The 23,882-nt window shown below is 63.5% G+C and carries 18 protein-coding genes, 1 tRNA gene and 1 pseudogene; 7 read left to right on the top strand and 13 right to left on the bottom strand.

Annotation, left to right across the window (positions count from 1 at the left end):
* The first annotated feature begins 118 nt into the window (after nt 1-118).
* Entirely contained in the window at nt 119-616 is a 498-nt protein-coding gene (locus tag ACSBOX_RS18190; RefSeq protein ID WP_442543711.1) for a DUF7793 family protein, read from the top strand.
* Here the strand turns inward: ACSBOX_RS18190 and ACSBOX_RS18195 are convergent.
* From ACSBOX_RS18195 to ACSBOX_RS18215, 5 genes are all read right to left on the bottom strand, one after another.
* Nucleotides 613-1,791 carry a Gfo/Idh/MocA family protein gene (locus ACSBOX_RS18195; protein WP_442543712.1) on the bottom strand — a complete coding sequence of 393 codons (1,179 nt, stop codon included), beginning with the start codon at nt 1,789-1,791 and terminating at the stop codon, nt 613-615. The two genes, ACSBOX_RS18190 and ACSBOX_RS18195, sit on opposite strands and share 4 nt — an antisense overlap.
* Nucleotides 1,788-2,633, bottom strand: a complete 846-nt coding sequence (locus tag ACSBOX_RS18200; RefSeq protein WP_442543713.1) for a sugar phosphate isomerase/epimerase family protein — start codon at nt 2,631-2,633, stop codon at nt 1,788-1,790. Before ACSBOX_RS18200 ends, ACSBOX_RS18195 begins: the two co-directional genes overlap by 4 nt.
* A gap of 49 nt (nt 2,634-2,682) precedes the next feature.
* Complete coding sequence (locus ACSBOX_RS18205) at nt 2,683-3,471, bottom strand: carbohydrate ABC transporter permease (protein WP_442546067.1); 789 nt, start codon at nt 3,469-3,471, stop codon at nt 2,683-2,685.
* Nucleotides 3,472-3,629: 158 nt separating this feature from the next.
* A complete protein-coding gene (locus tag ACSBOX_RS18210; RefSeq protein ID WP_442543714.1) occupies nt 3,630-4,601 on the bottom strand; it encodes a carbohydrate ABC transporter permease in 972 nt (323 codons plus the stop codon).
* Entirely contained in the window at nt 4,598-5,965 is a 1,368-nt protein-coding gene (locus ACSBOX_RS18215; protein WP_442543715.1) for an ABC transporter substrate-binding protein, read from the bottom strand. The genes ACSBOX_RS18210 and ACSBOX_RS18215 overlap by 4 nt, the downstream gene beginning before the upstream one ends.
* Before the next feature lie 228 nt (nt 5,966-6,193).
* Between ACSBOX_RS18215 and ACSBOX_RS18220 the strand changes: the two genes are divergently transcribed.
* Nucleotides 6,194-7,231, top strand: coding sequence for a LacI family DNA-binding transcriptional regulator (locus ACSBOX_RS18220; protein ID WP_442543716.1), 1,038 nt, complete (start codon nt 6,194-6,196; stop codon nt 7,229-7,231).
* A 27-nt stretch (nt 7,232-7,258) separates the two neighbouring features.
* On the opposite strand, the gene ACSBOX_RS18225 is transcribed toward ACSBOX_RS18220, so the two are convergent.
* The 7 genes from ACSBOX_RS18225 to ACSBOX_RS18255 form a co-directional block, all read right to left on the bottom strand.
* Nucleotides 7,259-7,891 carry a hypothetical protein gene (locus ACSBOX_RS18225; RefSeq protein ID WP_442543717.1) on the bottom strand — a complete coding sequence of 211 codons (633 nt, stop codon included), beginning with the start codon at nt 7,889-7,891 and terminating at the stop codon, nt 7,259-7,261.
* Between the two features lie 293 nt (nt 7,892-8,184).
* A complete protein-coding gene (locus ACSBOX_RS18230; protein ID WP_442543718.1) occupies nt 8,185-9,024 on the bottom strand; it encodes an aldo/keto reductase in 840 nt (279 codons plus the stop codon).
* A 116-nt stretch (nt 9,025-9,140) separates the two neighbouring features.
* A complete protein-coding gene (locus tag ACSBOX_RS18235; protein ID WP_442543719.1) occupies nt 9,141-9,587 on the bottom strand; it encodes a hypothetical protein in 447 nt (148 codons plus the stop codon).
* An 8-nt stretch (nt 9,588-9,595) separates the two neighbouring features.
* Complete coding sequence (locus tag ACSBOX_RS18240; RefSeq protein ID WP_306869154.1) at nt 9,596-10,249, bottom strand: bacterial proteasome activator family protein; 654 nt, start codon at nt 10,247-10,249, stop codon at nt 9,596-9,598.
* Between the two features lie 26 nt (nt 10,250-10,275).
* The gene (locus ACSBOX_RS18245; protein ID WP_442543720.1) at nt 10,276-10,734 is read right to left on the bottom strand and encodes a GNAT family N-acetyltransferase; all 459 of its coding nucleotides are present in this window, start codon (nt 10,732-10,734) and stop codon (nt 10,276-10,278) included.
* A 34-nt stretch (nt 10,735-10,768) separates the two neighbouring features.
* Nucleotides 10,769-11,350 (bottom strand): PadR family transcriptional regulator, encoded by a 582-nt coding sequence (locus ACSBOX_RS18250; protein ID WP_442543721.1) that lies wholly within the window; start codon nt 11,348-11,350, stop codon nt 10,769-10,771.
* Between the two features lie 36 nt (nt 11,351-11,386).
* Nucleotides 11,387-12,370, bottom strand: coding sequence for an NAD(P)H-quinone oxidoreductase (locus ACSBOX_RS18255; RefSeq protein WP_442543722.1), 984 nt, complete (start codon nt 12,368-12,370; stop codon nt 11,387-11,389).
* A 114-nt stretch (nt 12,371-12,484) separates the two neighbouring features.
* On the opposite strand from ACSBOX_RS18255, the gene ACSBOX_RS18260 reads away from it, so the two are divergent.
* The 4 genes and pseudogenes from ACSBOX_RS18260 (at nt 12,485) to ACSBOX_RS18275 (ending at nt 19,418) form a co-directional block, all read left to right on the top strand.
* Nucleotides 12,485-12,572: transfer RNA gene (locus tag ACSBOX_RS18260), tRNA-Ser, on the top strand.
* A gap of 202 nt (nt 12,573-12,774) precedes the next feature.
* Nucleotides 12,775-13,653, top strand: coding sequence for an undecaprenyl-diphosphate phosphatase (locus ACSBOX_RS18265; protein ID WP_442543723.1), 879 nt, complete (start codon nt 12,775-12,777; stop codon nt 13,651-13,653).
* A 124-nt stretch (nt 13,654-13,777) separates the two neighbouring features.
* Nucleotides 13,778-14,557: a VOC family protein gene (locus ACSBOX_RS18270; RefSeq protein ID WP_442543724.1), complete on the top strand. Its 780-nt coding sequence runs from the start codon at nt 13,778-13,780 to the stop codon at nt 14,555-14,557.
* A 362-nt stretch (nt 14,558-14,919) separates the two neighbouring features.
* Nucleotides 14,920-19,418, top strand: a pseudogene (locus tag ACSBOX_RS18275) (ExeM/NucH family extracellular endonuclease).
* A 120-nt stretch (nt 19,419-19,538) separates the two neighbouring features.
* Here ACSBOX_RS18275 and ACSBOX_RS18280 read toward each other — a convergent pair.
* Entirely contained in the window at nt 19,539-21,542 is a 2,004-nt protein-coding gene (locus ACSBOX_RS18280; RefSeq protein WP_442543725.1) for an FAD/NAD(P)-binding protein, read from the bottom strand.
* Nucleotides 21,543-21,601: 59 nt separating this feature from the next.
* Between ACSBOX_RS18280 and ACSBOX_RS18285 the strand changes: the two genes are divergently transcribed.
* Nucleotides 21,602-23,863 carry a prolyl oligopeptidase family serine peptidase gene (locus ACSBOX_RS18285; protein ID WP_442543726.1) on the top strand — a complete coding sequence of 754 codons (2,262 nt, stop codon included), beginning with the start codon at nt 21,602-21,604 and terminating at the stop codon, nt 23,861-23,863.
* Nucleotides 23,864-23,882 lie beyond the last annotated feature (19 nt).

The following is a 23,882-nucleotide window of genomic DNA, read 5'->3' on the forward strand; positions in this document are numbered from 1 at the left end:
GCATACTTACTCATCATGGACGCGGGGCAACCTCACCGGTAGTGTGATCACACCCGGCTCTGCTGATCCGGGAACTGCGTCGATGGGGTCGCAGGTGGAATCACATCATGGGGATCTGATGACAACGCTGGTTCAGTCCGAGGGCGAATTACACCGCGACGCAGAGGTCAACACGGTTTCCGATGCGGACGGAGGCGGGGCGTGGCTCGGCTCGGAACCTGAAAATGTCAGGATTGAGGACGCGGGTGAGGGGATCCTCCGGATCACTTTGCGCCCGGGAGGCCGGATCACCGCAGAGGACGGAGCTCTTGTCCGGGAGCGCTACATGGCTCTGACGGGCGGAATGGGCGCCGCTGTGCTGCTCCAGGTCATCGGCGTCGAGTACGTCAGCCGCGACGCCGTCAGATTCTTCAGCGAAGCGGCGACCATTACGGCCTTCGCGATTCTGGGCAGCACGCCCGTGGACCGTGTCATCGCCCACGGCAGGCACGGGCTCCCCGCACCGCAGTGCCCCACCCAATATTTCTCCGATGAACAAGAAGCCTTGGGGTGGTTGCGCGAGCTGCGTGCTGGCGCCGCACAGAGCGGCACCAGCACGGCAGTCAAGCAGACTTAGGCGCGGCCCGTGTGGACGACGAGGTCGTCATACTTGCCGGCCAAGACGTCTTCGAAGTACACCGCCGAGCCGAGTGTTGCCGACACATAAAGGGCCCGCACGGTAGCGAGTGCCGCGGTTGCTTCCTCAACTCCGACCCGCGGATCCTTTCCGGAACGGATGGCTTCCACGACGTCGGCATACTGCTTTTGGTGCGCGGTCTGCAGATCGTCTGATCCGTCCGTATTGGCTGACGCATCATGGGCCCCGACCTCAAGTTCGGCCTGGTTCCCGGCCCCGGCCATGCCGTAGGAAGATTCTCCTTCTGCGGGAGCATTGTCAGCGGCGTGGAAGTACTGCAGCCGATCATTGTCGACGACGGCCGAGCCCGTCTCTCCGTGGACCTGGATCCGGGCGGTGAGTCCGGGATAGGCCGCGGTGGTGCAGTGGATCACTGCCAAAGCGCCGGAGGCGAATCGGACCGTCGCAACCGCAGTGTCCTCCACTTCGATGCGCTCGTGGGCGAGCAGCGCGGTGTGGGCCTGAATCTGGACGGGGGTTCCCAGGAACCAAAGAAGCAGATCCACGCTGTGGACGCCTTGATTCATGACCGCGCCGCCGCCGTCGAGCTCCCAGGTGCCCCGCCACTGGCCGGAGTCATAATAGTTCTGGCCCCGCCACCAAGCCAGCGAAGCCACTCCCGAGGTGATCCTGCCGAAGCGTCCGGACCGGACAGCCCGAGCCACAGCGACGCTCGCCGGATCGAAGCGGTGTTGGCTGATCACCGAGACGACCTGCCCCGTTGCGGCGGCCGCCGCATCTGCAACGCGCCGGGCGCTCGGCAAATCCACGTCGATGGGCTTTTCGATGATGACGTGCTTGCCGGCATTCAAAGCTTCGACGGCCAGGTCCGCGTGCAGGCCGCTTGGCGTGCAGACAGCGACAAGATCGATGCCCGCGTCCTTCAGTGCAGCTGCCAGCGACGAGTAGCTTGCGGGACGAGGGCTGTGCAGCTCACTCTCGACCGTGTCCGCCAGAGCGGTCGCGGCCGGCTCAAGCGGGTCAACGAGGGCGACGAGTTCCAGGTCTTCATTCGCGGTGATGAGCTTGGCGTGCTGACGGCCGATGACGCCGCAGCCGACGACGGCGGTGCGCAGCCGCCGCTTGGGCGTGGTTGCTGTGTTCGCGATGGTCATTTAGTGGTAACTCCGGCTTCGTCGAGGAGGCGGTTGAAGGAGCGGCCGGCAACTCCGAACGCTGCCGGTCCCGAGAATCCTCCGAGGTGGTGGGTGTTGGCCAGGTGGGGTTCCAGGGAAGCGAAGCCTTCGAAACCGTCTTCCTTCAAGGCGTTGATGGTTTCGCGAAGTTGGCCGTCGCCATCCCCCGCCGGCATCACCAGGCTGTCATCGGCACGGGCATCCTTGACCTGGAGATATTCCAGGTACGGGCGGAGCATGTCGTAGGCCTCGCTGAAAGGCTTGACGCCCACCTGGACGAAGTTCGCGGCGTCCCAGGCAATCCGCAGCGCCGGGGAATTAACCGTCGTGATGATGTCCAGGACGCGTTCAGGCGTGTCGCCGTAGATGTCCTTTTCATTTTCATGCAGGAGTACGACGTCGTGCGCCTGGGCCTCTGCGGCCAAGGCCCGCATGCGGATCATGACGGCGTCGCGGATGTCTTCGGCGCTGAGGCCCTCGGCCCGATAGAACGAGAAGATCCGGATGTAGCGGGTGCCCAGGACCTTCGCGGCCCGAATGGCCGCGTGGAGGCGATCCACTTCGATTGCGACAGGTGTGGTGATGTCCACTTTGCCGATGGGAGAGGCGATGGCCGACACACCCATGTCTTGCTCGCGCAGTATCTGGTCCAGCCGGGCGAGGTCCTTTTCGGACAGCTCCACGATATTGGTGCCCCAAGCGCTGCGGACTTCGATGTGGTTGGCGCCCAAGGCCTGCAGAACTGCGATCTGGATAAGCGGGTCAGGGCTTATTTCATCGCCGAATCCAGACAGTGTCCACTGGGTTTGCTTGACGGTCACGTCGTTTTCTCCTTGAAGTAATACATGGTTGGCAGCCGGCGTGGCTGGCCTATTTGACACCGCCGGCGGTCAGGCCGCCGACGAGGAATCGTTGGAAAATGAGATAGAGGATGACCACAGGTGCGGCACACACCAAGGATGCGGCCATCATCTGGCCGTACAGGGGCAGCGCCCCACCTTCCGAGGAGGAACCGAAGATCTGCAGCACAACCGCCACGGTCTGGGTATTCGGACGGGTCAGGACCGAGGCGAACATGACGTCATTCCAGCCGAGCAGGAAGGAAAAAACGCCGGCGACCACGAGCCCGGGCCAGCTGAGGGGGAAGATGATCCGGAAGAGAACCCCCATCGAAGAAGATCCGTCGATGCGGGCTGCTTCCTCCAGTTCCTTGGGCAAACCGCGCAGATACGTGACCATGACCCAGATGGAGAACGGTAGGGCGAACGTCAGGTACGCCAGGAACAGGCCCCAGTAGGTACCGATGACGGTGATTCCCAGATAGTTGCCAGCCGAGGCGAAGAGAACGAATACCGGAAGCAGCAAAAGACCGCCCGGAACGCTTTGCAGGCCGATGAGCCCCCGGAGAATGCTTAGGCGGCCCCTGAATTCGAACCGGACCAGCACGTAAGCGGTGATGATGCCAAGCAACGAGGAAACCACCGCAACCGCACCGGCGATCAAGACACTGTTGATCAGGCCAGTGCCCAAGGGCAGGGTGCTCCAGATCTTCGTGTAGTTGGCGAGGGTGAATTCGGTGGGGAAGAATGCCCCCCGGGCCACTTCCACATCGGAGTTCATCGAGGAAAACACGATGTAGAGCAACGGAATCGCGACCATGGCGCACAGCAGGATGGTGCCTCCGACCAGCAACGGTGTCGGGAGCAGGCGGTATACCGCGGCAGTCTGCCGTCCGGTCTTGCGGGGCGCGCTTCCAGTGCGAAGCGGGCTGGAGGTCTCCAGCGGGACCTCCATGACGACGTCGGGCGTTTTGTTGCTCATTTCTTGCCTCCCGCGTCCGTGCCGGTGTCGAGTCGAACGGCTTTCAAGTAAAAGTAGAGCGGTATGGCGATCAGAAGCAGCGAGATCAGCGCCATCGCCGCTCCCATGCCGAACCGCAGGCTGGTGAAACTCATGCTGTAGACGAGGGTCGGCAGTATTTGCACGTCAAAGGGAGCCGGGACGCCGAACAACAAGAAGGCAAGCGAAAAGTTGTTCATGTGGTGGAGGGTCGCGATAAGGCACGCCAAGGCGACCGGCCCGCGCAAATACGGGAAGATCACGTAGCGCAGCTTCGTCCACCACAAGGCGCCATCGATCGCCGCGGCCTCGTGGACTTCCTGGTCCACGGACTGCAAGCCTGAGAGCGCCATCAGGTAGATGAACGGCCAGGCCGCCCATACTTCGACCAGGATCAGTACCCAGAAGCTGGCCGGACCGGTGAGCCATTGGCCGGCAGGCAGTCCGAACGCGGTCAGCACCTTGTTGACGATGCCGTCGTGTTGGAGCATGGTGCGCCAAAAGCTTCCCACGACGAACGATGGAAGGACGTAGGGAATAAGGAACATCGAGCGCACCAAGGACCTGCCGCGATAGGCATTCTGGGTCGCCAGCGCGGCGTAAATGCCGATCGGTACCGTGATGACGGTGGCGATCAACGAGAAGCCGATGCTGTTGCCGAAGGCATGGACCAAGTCAGTGGACGTGAACGCTTCGACGAAGTTTTTCAACCCTACGAAGGGGGCACTGATCCATTTCCGGATCGTGTACTGATCCAGTTGCAGCATCGCGATGTAGATGCCCAGGATCAGGGGGACGACGATTATCAGGCCGATCAGGAGCGCACCAGGGGTGAGCATCCATAGTGGCCGATTTCGTTCGCTCACCGTCCGCCGGCGCTTGGCGGGCGGTTGCCCGCCAAGCTCCGGGGCGCGCCGCAGGGCGGCGTCTTTTTTCACGGTGATGCTCACTGGTTTGCCGACGCCCTGTCGAGGGAGGCCTGGGAGTCCTTCTGGGCCTTGGCCAGCGCAGCCTTGAGGTTGGTCTCATTGAAGCTGCCGTTGCCAAGATCGGGGCGGGACTGAACCACGACGTTGGTCATCGCCAGCTGGATGTCGCCCCACGCGCCGGTGAACGGCGTCGTCTTGGACTTGGACGCTGAATCAATGATCGGCGCCAGCGAAGGATCCGCGTCCTGGACCTTCTTTGCGGCCGCAGCGTTGGTGGGAAGATCCCCGAACAGCTTGTTGTAGTTGACCTGCTCGTCTTCGCTGGTGAGCAGCTTGATGTAAGCAGCCGCGAGGTCCTGGTTCTGCGAGTATTTGGCAATCACCAGGTTGTCGCCGGAAATAATGGAGCTGACCGGCTGGCCCCCGGCGGGCACGGAAGTCTGTCCCGGCGGTACAGTCGGCATCACGGCGTAGGCGTATTTACCCTTCACGGCAGAGGCATCGAAAGTGACCTTTGTTGATGCGGTGGTCATCAACATCATGGCGGACTTGCCCGAGGCGAAGTCAGCGGCGGCCTGGGTATCGTTCCAACCGACGGCGGCCGGGTTGACCACCTTGTCCTTGGTCAGCCAGCCGAAGTACGTTTCGTAGGACTTGAGCACGGTGGGGTCATCAATGCGGGCAGTCTTTCCGTCCACCAAGGGGTTGCCCGACTGGTTGGCCATGGCCCAGGCAAACTTCCACGGCGTGTAGTTGTCCGCGTATCCGGTCGCGAACCCGTATGTGGATCCGGTGGTCAGCTTCTTGGCCTGGTCCAGCAGCCCGTCCCAGGTGTTCGCAGGCTTGTCCAGCCCGGCCTTTTTGAACATTTCGGTGTTGTAGGCCAGAACGTAGGGCCTGGAGGTAAACGGAACGCCCACTTCATTCTGGGTGTCCGGCCCCGAAATTCCCAACGTCGCGGGAACGAAGCGATCGCGACCGCCTACCTTGTTCCACATATTCGAGTCGAACTTGACGAAGGCGTCTGTTGAGTACGCGGTCGGGGTGAAGGTGGTACCCACTGCGTAGACGTCCGGACCCTGGCCTGCGACCACAGAGGTCTGGATTTTCGAGAGCTCATCGTTGGCGCTGGCGAACGTCTCGAATTTCAGGTCGGCGCCGGTCTGCTTCTTGAATGCATCGGCTATGTGGGCCTGCCAGGCCTTGAACTGATCGGACTTGTTGGTGTTGGCACCGACCAGGACATCCAGGGTCTTGCCTTGGCCGTTGGGGGCGCCCCCGCTCGCGCTCGACGAGCCGTTGTCGGCACCGCAACCGGTTACCCCTAGTGCTCCCAGCGAAACGAGAACGACCGCGCCAATAAGTCGCGTCCTTGAGTTGTTCATGTCTTTCTAATGCTCCTCGTTGAGTCGCCCCGAAATCCTCGGGGGAACCGGCCACACAGACCGGATGTTAGCTGGAACACTATGACAGTTGCTGCAACAAGTGCAACGGTTGCCAAAAATTGCCACCGTTGCTTTTGGGGATTGGCCTGTCACAGATGGGAAGGGAGATCCCGGATGAGGGAAGATGGACTCTCAGAACGCATTGCGGGGCCGCGAGGGGGCAGCACTATGAGCATTAGCGAGGCCAGTATTGGAACCGGCGCGCTGGGGCGGGGTCCGACTATCAGGGACGTCGCCGCCCTCAGCGGTGTGGCCGCCTCCACGGTCTCGCGGGCTTTATCTCAGCCGCACCGCGTCAACCAAGCCACCAGGGAACGCATCGAAGCGGCTGCCCGCGAACTGGGATACGTGCCGTCCGCATATCCCCGCAGCACCGCCCCGGGAAGGTCCGGAGCCGTCGCTGTCCTGGTTCCGGACATCACAAACCCGTTCTTTTTTGACTTCATCCGCAGCACTCAGCATCAGCTCAAGACTGCCGGCTACACCCAACTTCTTGTCGACACCGAAGAGGATGTCGAATTGGAAGCAAACTACCTGGACGAGTTCCGGAGCTCGGCCGTCGGTTTCCTTCTTCCCGCGACCCGCCTCAGCGACGAGCAGCTCATCAGCGCGGCTGCCAAATCCCCTTTGGTGACCTTGAACCGCAGCACACCCGGTGTACCGAGCGTGATCATTGATACCCCTTCAGGGGTCCAGCAGGCCATGGAACATCTGTTTTCACTCGGCCACCGGGATATTGCCTATCTCGCAGGGCCGCCGAACTCCTGGTCGGACGGCCGGCGGTGGGAGGCCCTGCAGGAGCGATCCGAGTTGTTGGGTATCACCATCCGGCGCCTTGGCCCCTATCACCCGAGTACGCGGTCCGGGGCTGCCGCCGCTGACACACTGCTCAACAGCGGGGCCACCGCCTGCATCGCGTTCAACGACTTGGTTGCCATCGGCGTCCTCGTCCGGCTGAGGGAACGCGGCATCGACGTACCCGACGAAATGAGCGTGGTCGGGTGCGATGACATCTTCGGAGCAGATTTCTGCCAGCCGCCCCTGACAACCCTCACGGCCCCCATCGAACAAGCCGGGCGGGTTGCAACGGACATGCTCGTCAGCAGGCTGCGACCCGGCCGCTCCCAGATGCGGGTGAAAGTCGAACTCCCCACCCATCTGACGATCCGAGCCTCAACGGGCCCGCCCCTCCGCCCCGCGCGGTGAGCCGCGAGCCGTGCTTGCGCTCCGTATTTAGTGGACCGCCTCCGTGCGTGCCAGGAACCGGCCCGTCCGGAGGAAGTCGCGGACGATAAACCCGATCCCGACAAGGAGTGCAACCACGCCAATTGCCATAAACCACGCGCCCGTACCGTCACCGCGCAGGGCAGAGTTCACCGACTGCGGAATGAAGTAGAGCAGATACCACGGCGCCAAGAGCAGTTGGGTGGCGAGGCTTTTTCGCCGCTGCACCGCAGCGGCCCGTACCACCGCAAGATGTTCCGGTTCGATCGTTGCCTTCCCCGCGATCTGACGACGGACCTGCTTCTGTTCGCCCTTTTCCAGCGAAAGCAGGACATCGATCCGTCCGAAATTGGCTGCGGGCACCACTTTCTTCGCGTTGTAGACCAGGCCACCAATCAGAGTGCCTAACGCGGCAAGCCCGAACACCAAATACAACAACAAGCCCGGCGAATCGCCCCCAAATGCCAGTATCCCGAGCCCGGTCCCGGCGGCAATCAAAGCGATCACGCCGGCAGGAAAATAACGCGTGTAGTAGGTTTTCACGGCAGCGCCCAGCCCGTTGTCCGCGATCCCCGAAGCCCTCCTGGCGGCATGCTCCCAACGATCGTTGAGCCCGGCCATGAGATCGTCAATCCCGCTCATCGTCTGCTTCCCGTTGATTCAACTCTTTCCTGACGGATGGCCCTCTGCCTCGTCGGTCACCGCGAACACACTACGATCATCAGCCCGCTTAGCAGTTATGACAAGAAAACCCCGCACCTGTCAGGTGCGGGGCCTACCTGTGGAGAACTACGCGACGTCGGAGACTGACGATCCGAGCCTCCACCGGCCCGCCTCTCCGCCCCGCGAGGTGAACCGTCAGCAACGCGGGGTCACTTACGGCCCATTTGGTGCCGCTGAATGGGCCGTAAGTGACCCCGCGTTGCGATGTAGAACTACGCGAAGTCTGAGACTGACGGATCCGGTCCGATGCGGCCTTCGGCGCCTCGGTCCAGGCCGTTGATGGCTTCAATGTCTGCTTCATCCAAGGTGACGCCGAGTGCTGCGAAGTTTTCCTGGATCCGGGACTCGGTCACGGACTTCGGGATCACGACGTTGCCGATCGCCAGGTGCCAGGCGATAACCACCTGCGCCGGGGTGGCCCCGTGCTTGGCGGCGATCTGGGCGATGGTGGCGTTCTCAAGAAGCTCGCCGCCCTGACCCAAAGGCGACCAGGCCTGGGTCAGAATGCCCCGGGCAGCAGCGAACTCGCGGAGTTCCGCCTGGTTGAAGAACGGGTGCAGCTCGATCTGGTGGATGGCCGGAACAACGCCGGTTTCCTCGATCAGGCGCTGCAGGCCTTCCTTGCTGAAGTTCGAGACGCCGATGGACTTGATGCGTCCGCGCTTCTGGAGCTCGATGAGGGCCTTCCAGGTGTCCACGAACTTGTCCTGCTTGGGCTGCATCCAGTGGATCAGGTAGAGGTCAAGGGTTTCCAGGCCGAGGCGGTTCATGGACTCTTCGAAAGCCGCAAGCGTGGATTCGTAACCCTGGTCCGCGTTCCACAGCTTGGTGGTGATGAAGATTTCCTCGGGCTTGAGGCCGGAGGATGCGATGGCGCGTCCCACGCCTGCCTCGTTGCCGTAGATCTTGGCGGTATCGATGTGGCGGTAGCCGGCGTCGAAGGCCTGACGCACCACCTTTTCGGCTACATCGTCCTCAACCTGCCACACCCCGTAGCCGAGCTGGGGAATGGAGTTGCCGTCATTAAAAGTAAGGTTCGGTGACGAAGTCATGGCTTCCATCCTGCCAGCGCGCACCCGCAGTGGCTACGGATTCCGCGCCTCTAAGCTAGGCGCTTAATAGTTGCCATGTGGGAATAGACGCGCCTGCACCTAAATCCGCCAACAGGTTACGAGCCGGCCTTCAAAAGCCGTTCGGCTTCCTCGACATGCTCGTACACGGCTTCGGCGCGACGTCGCACCGACGCCGCTCCTACCGGGACGGGCCCGACGGCGAGACGCAGCATCGCCGCGGCCTCCGCGGTCGTGGCAAGAGAGTTCCCCGCTTTGGACAGGGCCCGATGCACGCCTGCGAGCGATCCGGGAATGTCCAGGCCCTCACTGGGCGCACGGAGCTGGGCCTCGACGCAGATGGCACGCACCTGGGACGACAAGTCCGCGAGTTCGTTGGCAATGACTACGAGTTCGCCGTAGAGCTGTTCGTCTTCGACACCCTCCAGCACTTGGTGGTACCGATCCAGACCGCGGTGAAAACGGTCGTGGGCACGCCGCCACAATCCTTTGCCGAGTTCAGCATCATCCTTCCGCCCCTGCCGGACGGCCCCAAAGAATCCCAACCCAGCGCTCAGAGGTACTGGCCCGGACCGTGGTCCGGATCTTCCACGCGAGCCGGCTTGCCGGGCTCCGCTTCCTTGCCGGGAAGGTGGGCACGTTGAGGCTCACCGTTCTCGCCGATAACGACGCCCGGGGCGATCATGGTTCCGGGTGGCAACTGGCGAAGCTGCAACTGGGCAACAGCGTGCTCCCGGGCTGCCTGCTGGGCGGCAAGCGCGGTCTGGATTCCATGGAACAATCCCTCGAGCCAACCAACCAGCTGCGCCTGGGCGATCCGGAGCTCAGCGTCGGAGGGCGTGGCGTTTTCAGGGAAGGGGAGGCTGATGCGTTCCAGCTCTTCCACGAGTTCCGGAGCGAGGCCCTCTTCCAGCTCTTTGATGGAGCGTTCGTGGATTTCGGCAAGGCGCCCGCGTGCTGCCTCGTCCAAAGGGGCGCTCTTCACTTCTTCGAGGAGCTGGCGGATCATGGTGCCGATCCGCATGACCTTGGCGGGTTCGTCGACGAGGTCCTGCAGGGTGGTGCCCTTCTTGGCACCGGCCTTCCCGTCGGCCTTGGGCCCCGCTTCCGATGTGCTCTGCGCCGCGCCAGCGTCCAAGGTTGTGCCCTCCACCGGTATGTCGTCAAAACTCTCGCCACTGGGTTGAGTGTCGTCCTGATCGCTCATGCGTTCATACTCTCATGGGCCGCAACTCAGCCCAGAGCCTTGACGAGTATTTCGCCTTCGTCCTTAGCGAAACCGCATTTTTCATAGAATCCCGTGGCATACAGGTTGGCAGGGACCCAGACCTCCTCCATCCCGTGTTCCCGCATCCATTCCTCCATGACGGCCAAGAGGGATCGTCCGACGCCGCGGCGGCGCCACTCCACATGGGTCCCCATTTCCATGAGGAGCAGTTCGGCCCAAGGTCCGGCGTTGCGCCGGCGCTGAACGCAGCAGTGGAGGAATCCCACCGGCTCGCCACCGAGCTCGGCCAGCCAAAACAGAACGGTGGGGTCGCCCAGAAAGGAGCGTGCGGCGTCGTACGTCAAGGCACCAGACGGCGCAACGGACGGGTCCTCGTCGAACAAGTTATCCGTCTCCGCCAGGCGGATCAGCGCGTCGGCGTCGTCGGGGCCGATCAGCCGGATCCGGACGTCGGCATTCGTCAATGTTTCGATGTCAGCACCTCCCCTGCGGAGCAGTCTATGCGGTGGTTGTCCCGTTACCGCGGACGGTTCCCATCATGCCGTTGCCGGCGCCATTGGCCTGCTGGACCAGCCTCGCATCGCACAGATCCAGCCAACGGGCCTCCGCCTCGGCATGGAAGATCAGGGAGTCCAGAACGAGCAGCCTGGCGGTATCCGTGACCCTTTGGTTGGCTGCGACATCCTTGCGGTCCTGGGTGTACACCTGCAGTTGGCGCAGGGAAATCTCACGTTGGGCCTGGATGAGGGCGGGAACATCGGTGCCCGCCGTCGTGACGGCCAGCGCAAGCTTGATGGCCAATTCGTTCCTTGGCGGAGCTCCACGATCCACCGCCGTCGTGAACCACCGGCGGATCTCCGCGGTCCCGGCCTCGGTGATCCTGAAAAGCACGTGGCCGTGGCCGTCGTCGCCCTCGTTGCGGACCAAGGCGTCGCGCTCCAGACGGTTCAGGGTGGTGTACACCTGCCCGATGTTCAAGGGCCAGACGGCTCCTGTGCGTTCCTCGAACGCTGCCCGCAATTGGTAGCCATAGCGAGGTTGCTCCTGAAGCAACGCCAGGATGCTGTACCGGATGGACATACGCCTCCTTCGTGCTGCCGGTTTGGCGGGCGGCCGCTAGAGCAGCAGCAGGACTTTGCCCATGTGCTCGCCGGAATCGAAGTATTCGTGAGCTTCCCGGACCTGCTCCAGGGGGAATGACTTGGCTACGAGCGGCTTGATCCGGCCGTCGGCCAGCATCGGCCAGACCGATTCGCGGACGGCATTCATGATGACACCCTTTTCCGCGACCGGCCGCGGGCGCAGCGCCGTGCCGATGATCGCCGCCCGTTTGCTGAGCAACTGGCCGAGGTTGAGTTCGCCCTTGGCGCCACCCTGCAACCCGATCACCACCAGCCGCCCATAGTCCGCGAGTGCTTCCACGTTCTGCTGCAGGTACTTGGCACCGACGACGTCGAGAATCACGTCCGCGCCCTTGCCGCCGTTTTGTGCCTTGAGGCTTTCGGCGAAGTCTTCTTCGGCATAGTTGATGGCAATGTCTGCGCCAAGGAAGGCTTTCGCGGTGCCGACCTTTTCGGCCGTACCGGCCGTCGTCGCGACGGTGGCACCGTACGCCTTGGCGAGTTGGATGGCGATGGTGCCGATGCCGCCGGTGGCGCCATGGATCAGTACCGTCTCACCCGCTTGCAGTTGCGCAGTCATGATGAGGTTCGAATACACCGTGGCGGCTACCTCGGGCAAGGATGCCGCGGTGACCAGGTCCACGCCGTCGGGCAATCGCAAGACCTGCTCGGCGGGGACCGCGACCTGCTGGGCGTAGCCGCCACCCGAAAGCAGGGCAACCACCTTGTCCCCCACGGAAAACGGCTTGCTCACGTCGGGCCCGAACGCGGCAATCCTGCCGGAGACCTCAAGGCCCGGAATGTCGGATGCTCCGGGTGGTGGCGGGTAGAAGCCGCGGCGCTGCTGGACGTCCGCCCTGTTCAGGCCGGCGGCGACGACGTCGATAAGAACCTCGCCGGGGCCGGGAACCGGAGCGGGGACGTCGCGGATTTCCAGAACCTCGGGCCCGCCCGGTTCGGAGATGAAGACGGCTTTCATAGAGTGCTCCCGATCCCTCGCTCAGTGCAGTTGGCCTTTGAGACACCTTAACCGCGTTAATCGCGGCGGCAGGTTTTTGGCGCAGCCAACTCCCTATGAAACACTACTAGGCAGGGAAGGTTGTCCGAGCGGCCTAAGGAGCTGGTCTTGAAAACCAGTGTGCGGCAACCCCGCACCAAGGGTTCAAATCCCTTACCTTCCGCGTGGCGCGACACAGCGCAGCCGAGAGGCCGGTTCATGCGAATCTTCGGATTCCATGACCGGCCTCTCGTGCATTTCTCCCGCTGACAGGTGCTCCCGCGCCGTTGCAGCACAGTCAGCTGGGCCCCTTGACCGGCTGGCACTCGGCCAGCTCCCAGCAAACGTTCATCTCCCAGTAACCGGTACTGACTAGGATCGAAGCCATGATTAATATGATCCAGGCCATCATTATGGGCCTGCTGCAGGGAATCACCGAGCTCTTCCCGATTTCCAGCCTCGGCCACAGCGTCATTTTGCCCAAGCTCTTCGGGTGGGGCCTGGACCAGAAGGCGCCGGAATTCCTGAACTTCCTCATAGCCACACACCTGGCCACGGCCATCGTGCTGTTCTTTTTCTTCCTCCGGGACTGGATTGAAATCGCGAAGGGCCTTGGCCGCTCCATCCGGGACAGGAAGATCGCTCCCTCGGACACGTATGCAAAGCTCGGCTGGCTGCTGGTGGTTGGATCCGTGCCTGCCGGAATCATCGGCTTGGTCCTGGAAAAGCCCATCCGGAACCTCTTCGGTTCCCCGTTGATCGCTGCCGTCTTCCTTGTGGTCAACGGCCTGGTCCTGTTTGGTGCCGAGCGACTGCGGACAAGGGACAGCCGCCGCGCTGCGGCGCACGCAACCACTGCCACGGCTTCCGACGCCGAAATCGCCAACCTGCCGTGGAAGCGCGCCCTGGCAATCGGAACCGCCCAGGCTGCCGCCCTGATCCCGGGCATCTCCCGCTCGGGCTCGTCAATGGCCGGCGGCCTGCTGTCCGGGCTGAACAACGAGAACGCCGCGCGGTTCAGCTTCCTGCTCGCCACGCCGATCATCGGCGCTGCCGCAGTGCTCAAACTGCCCGATCTCTTCACGCCGGCCATGGCCGACGAGCGCGGCGTATTTCTGGTCGGTGCACTGTGCGCAGCCGTCGCCGCATGGTTCGCCACCAAGTTCCTGCTTCGTTTCTTCGAGACCCGGACCCTGACGCCTTTTGCCATCTACTCAGTAGTCGGCGGAGTGGTCTACTTCGTCTTGATGCTCGTCATGGGCTAGGTTCCGCTGACGGCATTATGCGAAGGCATTGAAACTGTCAGAGGCCCCGCATAGGGTTTTGTCTGTCTCCACCACCCACTCATGAAACCGTGGAAACAACCGCGGTAACTACACAGGAGCAAACATGCCCACGCCTGACATCACCCCCGGCTCACCTTGCTGGATCGACCTGATGACCTCGGACCCGGAGAAGGCAAAGTCCTTCTACAACACGCTCTTCGGCTGGACCTACGAGACCGGGGACCAGGAAAAGTACGGCGGCTACATCACGGCCTCGAAGGACGGCAAGATGGTTGCCGGGATCATGCAGAAGCAGGCAGATATGGGCCAGATGCCCGATGTCTGGTCCACTTACCTTCGTACTGACGACATCAAGGCCACCACCGAAGCGGCCGTCGCCAACGGCGGCCAGGTCTACATGGAACCCATGGAAGTGCCGGACCAGGGAACCATGGCCATGTACGCGGACTCCTCCGGAGCAGCAATCGGCGCCTGGCAGTTCGGCGAAATGAAGGGTTACCAGCTGGCTGCCGAAACAGGCGCACCGGCCTGGCACGAGCTCTTCGCCAAGGAGTACGACTCGGCCGTTTCCTTCTACCAGAACGTCTTCGGTTGGGAAACCACCGTCGTGGGCGATACCCCGGAGTTCCGTTACACCACGCTCGGGGCCGGCGACGACTCCAAGGCCGGCATCATGGACGCCTCCGGGTTCCTCCCGGCCGAGGTGCCGTCCTACTGGGGCGTCTACTTCGCCGTGGACACCGTCGACGCGACGATCGAGCAGGCCACCGCCCTCGGCGCCACCGTCATCCAAGCGGCTGAGGACACTCCCTACGGCCGGATGGCCACCCTGACCGACCCGACGGGTGCGATCTTCAAGCTCATCCAAAACCAGGCTGCATAAGCCCGCACCATCACGGACCCTGCCGGCCGGAGTTGGCCAGGAATGGCCGGCACCGCCGGCAGGGTTCTTTCGTCAGCGTCGGGGGATCCGCTGGAACTTTCCACTTGCACAGGTCCTCACGGAACATCCGTGGGGACCTTTTCCATGTCCCCGACGATTCGCGCGTTGACGGATCGCCTTCCCCAGGGCGATGCGAACCCCGACGCGCCGCCGTCACCAACCGGCAACCCGGTATTCATCCACGCCTGATGTGATGCCGAGCGTGATATCCCCACCGGAGTAAAACCCGGTTCACCGCCCGCCGACGCACCCGGCGGGCGTCTTCCACTGCGCCCTACGGGGCCAATTGAAAGTTAGAGCTAATGCATTTTAAAAATGGGAAACTTCTAGTCGGTTTGGTGGTGTCGGCGGGATTGCTTGCAGCCCCGCTCGCCACCATTCCGGCCATGGCAGCCGATACGCCCACCGCTACAGGCCCGTCGGTGGTGATCAATGAGGCCTACCTCAGCGGAGGAAGCGCCGGCGCTGCATTCCGGAACAAGTTCGTGGAGCTGTACAACAACTCCGACGCGGCCGTTAGCCTGGGTGGTTGGTCGCTCCAATACCGCGCGGCGGGCAACGTCAATCCGCCCACCTTCATCACTCCCCTCAGCGGCACCATCCCGGCCAAGGGATTCTTCCTCGTCAAGGGCGCCAGCAACAGCGCAAGCTCGACGGCGGCAGAATTGCCGGCTGCCGACGTCGACGGTTCCGGAACGCTCAACCCGAGCGGAAGTGCCGGAACCCTCGTCCTTGCAAAGCAGGGCACTGCAGTGAACCCCCTCCCCACGGGTTCCGTAGTGAGCAACCCCGCCGTAGCCGATCTTCTCGGTTACGGAAGCACGAATACCTTCGAGACCGCGGCGGCCCTGGCACCGGCAAGCAACACCGATGTCAGGAGCCTGAACCGGACCAACGGAGCGGACACCAACAACAACGCCGCCGACTTAAGCCTCAGCGCCGCCATCACCCCGACGGCGGCAGGGGCCACTGCCCCTCCGCCCACCGATGCCGGGACCAAGACCATTGCGGAAATCCAAGGCACGGGGGCGGCCAGCCCCTTCACCGGTGCCACGGTAACCACCCGAGGCAAAGTCACGGCCGTCTACGCCGCGGGCGGTTTCAACGGCTACTACGTGCAGACCCCGGGAACCGGCGGCGACACCGATCCGGCGGCCAGGACGGCGTCGGACGCTATTTTCGTCTACTCGCCGTCCACCGTGGAAAGCACCCAGATCGGCGACTACCTCGAACTCACCGGCACGGTGAGCGAGTTCTCCAACCAAACGCAGCTCACCGTGGACGCAAGCGGAGTGAAGAAGCTCAGCGAAGCCGCGCCTGAAGTCAAGCCCAGCAACTTCGCGCTTCCAGCCGACGAAGCCACCCGCGAGCGCTACGAAGGCATGCTCGTGGCACCCCAGGGCGCCTTCACCGTGACGGACAATTATTCACTGAACCAGTACGGCGAAATCGGCTTGGCTGCGGGACCTCACCCTTGGTCCAGCCGACTGCCGTCGCAAACTACGGCTCAGCCGAATACAACGCCGTGGTTGCGGACAATGCACTTCGCGGCATCAAGCTCGACGACGGCGCGTCCACCAACTTCCTCAAGGACGCCTCCACGAAGGCACAGGCGCTTCCGTACCTGACAACGAGCGATCCCGTCCGGGTCGGATCGGCTGCGACCTTCCGTACCAACGTGATCCTGGGCTACGGGAACAACTCCTGGAAATTCCAGCCGCTCTCACAACTGACCCCGGCCACCGCGGATTCGGTGCAGCCTGTCAGCTTCACCGGTAGCCGCCCCCAGGCCCCCGCCAACGTGGGCGGCAACCTGAAGATCGCCTCCTTCAACGTGTTGAACTTCTTCCCCACCACCGGTGACCAGCTCAGCAGCTGCACGTACTACACGGACCGGGACGGTAACCCGATCACGGTCAAGGACGGCTGCAACGCCCGCGGTGCGGCGAATGCCGAGAACCTCCAGCGCCAGCAAGCAAAGATCGTCGCTGCGATCACCAAGTCCGGCGCCGACGTCGTCTCCTTGGAGGAGATCGAGAACTCGGCACAATTCGGCAAGAACCGCGACGACGCCCTCGCGAAGCTGGTGGATTCCCTCAACATCGAGACCCCGGGAATCTGGGACTACGTCCGCACGCCTGCCAATGCTCCCCCGCTGAGCGACGAGGACATGATCCGTACGGCCTTCATTTTCAAGAAGGCGAGCGCCGAACCACTGGGTGAGTCGATCATCCACAACGACACCGTCGCTTTCGCCAGCGCACGCAAGCCCCTCGCCCAGGTATTCAAGCCCGTGGGGGCAAGCGATGACAAGAAGTTCATCGCGATCGTGAACCATTTCAAGTCCAAGGGCTCAGCAGTAACACCGGACGACACCGACAAGGGCCAAGGCGCTTCCAACGTGGCGCGCACCAAGCAGTCACAATCGCTCCTGACCTTCGCAGATCAGTTGAAGTCCTCCAAGGGCACCGACAAAGTGTTCCTCATCGGCGATTTCAACGCCTATTCAAAAGAAGACCCGATCAACGTCCTGACCGGGGCAGGCTACGCAGATCTGGAAACAAGCACCGGGAAGCACTCGTACTTGTTCGGTGGAATGGTCGGCTCCCTCGACCACATCCTCGCCTCCCCCGCCGCGCACGACGTGGTCACCGGAACCGACATCTGGAACATCAACTCGGTGGAGTCGGTTGCCTTCGAGTACAGCAGGTACAACAACAACGTCGGCAACTACTACGCCCCGGACCAATTCCGGGCCAGTGACCACGATCCCGTGGTGGTCGGCCTGAACCTGCCGACCACACCGGCCAGCGTGGACCTGCAGTTCCTGGGCATCAATGATTTCCACGGACGCATCGACAGCAACACGGTCCTGTTCGCCAGCACCATCGAACAGCTCCGGGCCGGTGCCGCGGCCGGTTCAACCGCCTTCATCTCCGCGGGAGACAACATCGGCGCATCGCTCTTCGCCTCTGCGGTGGCCAAGGACCAGCCGACCATCGACCTGCTGAACACGCTTGAGCTCAAGGCATCCGCAGTGGGCAACCACGAGTTCGACGGCGGATGGGCGGACTTGCGGGACCGCGTCATCGCCGGGGGCAACAACGCGAAGTTCCCGATTCTCGGTGCCAACGTCTACCAGAAGGGCACCACCACCCCGGTGTTGCCGGAGTACACCGTTCTGGACATGAACGGCATCAAGGTGGCCGTCATCGGCACCGTGACGCAGGAAACCCCGTCCCTGGTCAGCCCGGCCGGCATTGCCGACCTTGAATTCGGTGACCCTGTGGACGCCGTCAACCGTGTTGCCGCCAAGATCAAGGCCGGAAAGCTGGCCGATGTGATCGTCGCGGAAGTCCACGACGGCGCCGGAGCCGGTACGCCGGACGGTGCGACTATCGAACAGGAAGTCGCCACGGGCGGCCCGTTCGCCAAGCTCGTGAAGGAAACCACACCTGATGTTGCGGCCATCTTCACCGGCCACACCCACAAGGAATACGCCTGGGACGCACCGATCCTCGGCGCCAACGGCCAGCCGACGGGCAAGACCCGCCCGATCGTGCAGACCGGAAACTACGGCGAAAACATCGGCCGAATCACGCTGACCGTGGACACCAAGAGCATGGCCGTGACCGCGTACACCGCGGGCAACGTCAAGCGCTCAACAACGGACATGTCCGGAACCTACCCCCGCGCCGCACAGGTCAAGGCCATCGTCGACAAGGCGCTGGCCGACGCCGCCGTCGTCGGCAATCAGCCGGTGGGCGCTGTCACCGCGGATATCACCACGGCGTTCACGCCGGACCCTGCTGGGGGCACTCCCAAGCGTGATGACCGCGCGAGCGAATCCACTCTCGGCAACCTGGTGGCGGACTCCCTCGTGGACACGCTCAAGGCTCCGGAACTGGGCGGTGCCGAGATCGGCGTCGTGAACCCCGGCGGCCTGCGCAACGAGCTCTACTACGCCCCCGACGGCACTATCACCTACGCTGAGGCCAACGCCGTACTGCCGTTCGTGAACAACCTCTGGACTACCTCCCTGACGGGCGCCAAGTTCAAGTCGCTTCTTGAGCAGCAGTGGCAGACCAACGCCGATGGTTCCGTGCCGAGCCGTCCGTACCTGCAGCTGGGCATGTCCAAGAACGTGAACTACACGTTCGACGCCGCCCGCCCCGCAGGCGACCGGATCACCTCCATTTGGGTGAACGGTGCGCTCATCGACCCCGCGAAGTCGTACCGCATCGGAACGTTCAGCTTCCTGGCCGCCGGTGGCGACAACTTCCGGGTCTTCAAGGACGGCAGCAACACCAAGGACTCAGGACTGGTGGATCGCGACGCGTGGATCAAGTACTTGCGCGCGCACAATCCGGTGTCACCTGACTTCGCCCGCCGTTCGGTTGCCGTGGTGAACACCACGGCGGCAGAAGTGAAGAGGGGCGACGCCATGACCTTGGCCGTCTCCAAGCTGAACCTGACCTCCCTCGGGAGCCCGCAAAACGCCTCGCTCAAGGCAGTCTTCACGGATGCCAAGGGGGTCGCGACACAGCTGGGAACGGTCAGCGTAGCTTCCGGTGCCGCCTCGGTGAACCTCAAGGTGCCCACGGGAGCGGCAGCGGGAACAGGAACCCTGGTACTGACCGCCGTCGAGTCCGGGACCGTGGTGAAGGCCGCCGTCAAGGTTGCCGCCCCACTGCCTCCGAAGTGCACCGCACCGGTAGCGCCGAGCAAGTGGTATGACGTGATCGGCTGGATCAAGTACGCCTTCGCATGGCTCGAGTACCAGAAGTGCCTTAAGGGCTAGCCGCAGCGCCAACCCCGGATGAGCATGCTCTCCCCCGGCCCTGACGAGTGGACATATCAGGTTTATGTCCACTCCTCGGAACGGGCGGGGAGCATGCTCATTTTTGTTGGTGGAACATGCTCATTCTTGGGGCGGAAGGCCGAGCATGTCCCTGGCAATTTCGTCCGCGTCGCGGAGGGTCCGTTGGCCGCTTAGGTAGCTGGTGCCCTCGGAAGACCGGGCCTCGGCGGCAATGGCCGTTCCCCATTGCGTGGAGGAAAGCTGCAGTCCAAGGGCGTACATCCCCGGAGTCACCGAACCATTTGCGCCCACCAGACGGTAGGGATGCGGCTGGATATCCAAACCGGAGGTCTGCACGGGAATTCCCTCGGCGGTCATCATGACCTTGGGCCGCACCAACCCGTCGGCGAGCAACTGGCGGAGGAACGGAGAAACACTCACGCCCACCCGGTTCGCCGGGGACATGGCCTCAATCAGCGTCCTGGCTTCCACGGCGTCGTCGTGCACCCAAGCAGACACCGCGCGGAAGACACGTTTGGAACGGTCGACGCTGAACCGCGGATCAGGGCCTACAAAACTCACGACGCCGGCACGCGCCAAAGCGGCCAACTGTTCGGCGCGCAGGGCGGGAGGACCGCTCGCAAGCCCCTCAACGAAGGATTCGAACCAGCCGCGCAGCTCACCCACCCACGATTCGTCCGTGATGCCGCCGTCGGCCACGGCACTCTTCAGGATTGCCCGTCCGGTGTGCAAGGCACCGATGGCCATCTTCACGGGATCTGCTTCTCCGAGCGCGGAACGCCGGACGTCGTCGTCCAGATAGTCCACGACGGCGGCATCGAGTTCCTTCCTGGACGCGAAGGAATGCCCGGCCAAGGGCGCCGCGAGACCCAGCAGGTCAAGACGGCGCGACGCGGCAACATGCGTGGAGACCAACTCCCCGACCTGGTTCTCCCATCGCCCTGTGGCGTGTGCGTGCGGCTGCAAGAGGTCTTCGAGGGCGGACAGGAACTCCGTCGCGTCAGTCACGGCGACTGGTTCGGCCACCACCAGCGTTGAGTAGTAAGCCCACAGGGCGTCCCGATGCAGAAGTGGCCAGAGGTCGTGGTCGAAGCCAGGTTGGATGCCGGCCGCGGCGAAGCGTTCCACCGCGCCCTCGGTCAGATACCGCAAGCGCACGGACTTGGGATAGTAACCGTCCAGCCCGGCTTTGGCCCGGTACGGGGTGCCTCGCCTGGATGCCGCGATGATCTTCGGTTCCCGGCCCGAAGGCACGTACTTGAGCTCCCCCTGGAGACCATCTTCTGCGGGCACGAATTGTCCCCCGCGGCCTTCGGTCAGCTGGCCCATGACGTCGAAGAAATTCAGGCCCATGCCCCGCACCAGGACCGTCTCCCCGTCCGGAACCAGTGCCCAGTCGACGTCGGCGGGTGCGGCCGGCGGCACGTAGAGCAGCCCGAGTTCCGCCGCGACCTCCCTGAACGAACGCTGCTCCGGGTTGAGCCTGGACTCCAGGTGGCCCAGCGCGAGGACGAGGGAATCCACGGTGAGCTTGCCGCCGTCGTCGAGTTCGACGTCGAACCCTCCGCCCGCGGGATTGCCCGGCGAACCGTCACGCGCGCCGTCCGCCCGACCGCCCGGCAGGGGATGCGCCGCCACGGCGTTGCTCCGGTGGAACGCGATCTCCACTCCGGCCGGGACACGCTCCAGCAGTTCCTCAAGCGTCGAGCGCAGGTACCGTCCATACAGGGCGCGGCTGGGGAAGTCATGCGATGCGAGTCCGGCAAGTTCAGCCCGTTCCTCGGGGCTCAGGGCCGGGCCGCCGTCGGACCGCTGTTCGGCCCGCCACTGCTCAAAGGAACCCCCGGCCAGGGGCGGCGCGAGGCGCCCGTCCTCGGGGATCAGCGTGGGGTAGAACGACTGCGTGTTCATGAGGTACAGCCGGGACTGCCCGGGCTGCCAGACGTGCCCCGGACCGGCGGGATACGGGTCCACGACGTCGATGTGCAGGGAGCGCTTTTGCGTTTCCATCGCAGCCCAATTGGCGAGCAAACGCTCCAGCACACTGGTGCCGCGGGGACCTGCCCCGATCAGCCCGACCCGAATGTTCTGCGATTTACCCACGCCCAAGCCTAACTTCTTGTGACTTGCTTCCTCCTCAGACAGTCACTCTAGGATGAGGCATGACCACCACAGCAGCTGATCAAGCGCCCGCGCCCGACAACGCAACTGCCCAGGGAACCGCAATCGCCCCCGAACCCGTCGACGAGAATATCTGGCTCGAAGACATTCACGGCGAGGAACAGCTGGCCTGGGTGCGGGAGCAAAATGCCCGCACCGAAGACTTGCTCGATGACGCCGAATACGCCGCTTTGGAAGCCGGAATCCTTGAGGTCCTGGACTCCACGGACAGGATCGCCATGGTCAACAAGCGCGGCGAGCACTACTACAACTTCTGGAAGGACCAGCAGAACCCCAAGGGCCTCTGGCGCCGGACCACGTGGGAAAGCTACCTCAGCGACGCCCCGGAATGGGACGTGCTGCTCGACATCGACGCACTCGCGGCCACTGAAGGCGAAGAATGGGTTTTCCATGGCGCCAACTTCCTACGCCCGGCCGAAGGTGAACCGCACCGCCTCGCCATCATCGCCCTCTCCCCCGACGGCGGCGACGCCAACCGCCACCGCGAGTTCGACGTCGAGACCCGCACCTTCGTGGACCCCGCACAAGGCGGCTTCGACCTTCCGACTGCGAAGGGCAACGTGAGCTGGCTCGACGGCGACACCCTGCTGGTTGCCACGACCGCCGACGGCCTGCCGAAAACCAGTTCGTCCTACTCCCGCACGGGCGTGAAACTCCGCCGCGGCCAGTCCTTGGCCAAAGCCGAGCGGATTTTCGAGATCCCCGAAGACCACATGATGGCGCTCGTCGCCCACGACTCCACCCCGGGCTTCGAACGCACTTTCGCCGTGGACTGGATCGACTTCTTCAACCGGACCACGTCGGTGCTGCGCGACGACGCGTGGTTTGCCATCGATGTCCCCACCGACGTCAACCTCAGTTCCCACCGTGAATGGCTCATGTTCCGTCCGCGGCAGGACTGGACCGTGGACGGAACCACCTACCCCGCCGGGTCCCTGCTGGCTGCCGACTTCGATGGCTATCTTTCCGGAGAACGCGACTTCACGGTGCTTTTCACCCCGGATCAGCACACGTCCCTCCAGTCGTGGAGTTGGACGCGGAACTACCTGCTCCTGAACTTGCTGCATGACGTCTCTTCCGAAATCAGGGTGCTCGACCCGGCCAGCGAGGACTCCGCCGGCGGGTGGGCCTCGACGTTGTTGGACGCGTGCCCGCCCCTGCACGACGTGAATGCCTACGCCGTCGACGACGAGGACGAAACCGAAGGTGACGACGCCGGCAACGACTACTGGCTCGTGGCCACCGGATTCACCACTCCCACCACGCTCATGCGCGGCACCCTGTCCCCGGGAATGGCCAGCTACAGCCTCGACGCAGGGCACGACGGCGGTGTGTCCAGCACGCACGCGGTGGTGAAGTCCTCGCCGTCGTTCTTCAACGACGCGGACTACGAGGTCCAACAGCACTTCGCCACCTCGGCAGACGGCACGCGCGTTCCCTATTTCCAGGTCGCGTCCAAGGACCTGGACCTCGACGGCGAGAATCCCACACAGCTCTCGGGCTACGGTGGCTTCGAGGTCTCCAGGACCCCTGCGTACAGCGGAGCCATCGGTCGCGCCTGGCTGGAGCGCCGGAGCGAAAGCATCACGTCCGAAGACGGGTCCGCGGCGCATTCACGCGGTGGCGTCTACGTCGTAGCCAACATCCGAGGCGGCGGCGAGTACGGTCCCGCCTGGCACAGCGCAGCCTTGCAGGCGAATCGACACCGCGCCTTCGAGGACTTCGCTGCTGTGGCACGGCACCTCATTTCGCGGGGTGTCACCAGTCCGAGGCGGCTCGGCTGCGTGGGCGGCTCCAACGGCGGACTGCTGGTGGGCAACATGCTGACCCAGTACCCGGAGTTGTTCGGAGCGATTTCCTGCGGGGTCCCGTTGCTGGACATGCGCCGCTACACCAAGCTCTCGGCCGGCTACTCCTGGATTGCCGAGTACGGCGATCCCGACGTCCCGGAACAGTGGGAGTACATCCGTACCTTCTCGCCGTACCACCTCCTGCACGACGGAGTGGAGTACCCCGAGACGTTCATTTGGACAGCTACCTCCGACGACCGTGTGGGCCCGGTCCAAGCACGGAAGATGGCAGCCCGGATGCAGGCAATGGGCATCCCGAATGTGTGGTTCCACGAAGCACTTGAAGGCGGCCACGCGGGAGCGTCGGACAATCGCCAGGCGGCATCGCTCCAAGCCCGTAGCCAGCACTTCCTGTGGCGGGCCCTTGCCGGCAAGAAGCGCTCGGGGCACTAACGCTCTCAACCATGGAACG

The sequence above is a fragment of the Arthrobacter sp. KN11-1C genome, assembly GCF_052180225.1.
Taxonomy (GTDB): domain Bacteria; phylum Actinomycetota; class Actinomycetes; order Actinomycetales; family Micrococcaceae; genus Arthrobacter.